Origin of the sequence: Alteromonas sp. CyTr2, from assembly GCF_947311905.1 — a bacterium.
GTDB classification, from domain to species: Bacteria; Pseudomonadota; Gammaproteobacteria; order Enterobacterales; family Alteromonadaceae; genus Alteromonas; species Alteromonas macleodii.
Genome location: NZ_CAMZMZ010000089.1, coordinates 1 through 1,211, shown reverse-complemented (window position 1 = coordinate 1,211; position 1,211 = coordinate 1). Strand labels below are relative to the sequence as shown.

At 46.1% G+C, this 1,211-nt stretch carries 1 protein-coding gene; it reads right to left on the bottom strand.

Annotated elements, in window-relative coordinates; genetic code table 11:
- Positions 1-24 precede the first annotated feature (24 nt).
- Positions 25-1,209 (bottom strand): elongation factor Tu, encoded by a 1,185-nt coding sequence (gene tuf, locus QME20_RS19675; protein ID WP_014977498.1) that lies wholly within the window; start codon positions 1,207-1,209, stop codon positions 25-27.
- Positions 1,210-1,211 lie beyond the last annotated feature (2 nt).

Below are 1,211 nucleotides of genomic sequence, written 5' to 3'. Positions count from 1 at the left end.
TTGGCTTGTGTTGCTAAGTCTAGATTAGTCTAGGATCTTAGATACAACACCAGCACCTACTGTACGACCACCTTCACGGATTGCGAAACGAAGACCTTCTTCCATCGCGATCGGAGCAATTAGCTCAACTTTGAATTTAAGGTTGTCACCAGGCATTACCATTTCTACGCCTTCTGGAAGCTCTACAGCACCAGTTACGTCAGTTGTACGGAAGTAGAACTGTGGACGGTAGCCTTTGAAGAATGGAGTATGACGGCCACCTTCATCTTTAGATAGTACGTATACTTCTGCTTCGAAGTTAACGTGTGGAGTGATTGAACCAGGCTTAGCTAGTACTTGACCACGTTCAACTTCATCACGCTTAGTACCACGTAGAAGAACACCAACGTTCTCACCTGCACGGCCTTCGTCAAGAAGCTTACGGAACATCTCAACACCAGTACAAGTAGTCTTAGTAGTATCTTTGATACCTACGATTTCTACTTCTTCACCAACCTTGATGATACCTTGCTCAACACGACCCGTTACAACTGTACCACGGCCTGAGATTGAGAATACGTCTTCGATTGGAAGAATGAACGGCTTGTCGATTGCACGCTCTGGCTCTGGGATGTATGAATCAAGCGCTTCACCAAGCTCGATGATTTTCTTTTCCCACTCTGCGTCGCCTTCAAGCGCTTTAAGAGCTGAACCTTGGATAACTGGTAGGTCATCACCTGGGAATTCGTATTCGTTAAGAAGTTCACGAACTTCCATTTCTACTAGCTCTAGAAGCTCTTCATCGTCAACCATGTCACACTTGTTCATGAATACGATGATGTAAGGAATACCAACCTGACGACCAAGTAGGATGTGCTCACGAGTCTGTGGCATAGGGCCATCAGTCGCAGCAACTACTAGGATACCACCGTCCATCTGAGCAGCACCAGTGATCATGTTTTTAACGTAATCAGCGTGTCCTGGGCAGTCTACGTGCGCGTAGTGACGAGTAGGAGTGTCATATTCTACGTGTGAAGTAGAAATGGTGATACCACGTGCTTTCTCTTCAGGCGCGTTATCGATTTGATCGAAAGCCTGTGCGTTACCACCGTAAGTCTTTGAAAGAACTGTAGTGATTGCTGCAGTTAGCGTAGTTTTACCGTGGTCAACGTGGCCGATTGTACCCACGTTTACGTGGGGTTTCGTACGTTCAAACTTTTCTTTTGCCATTT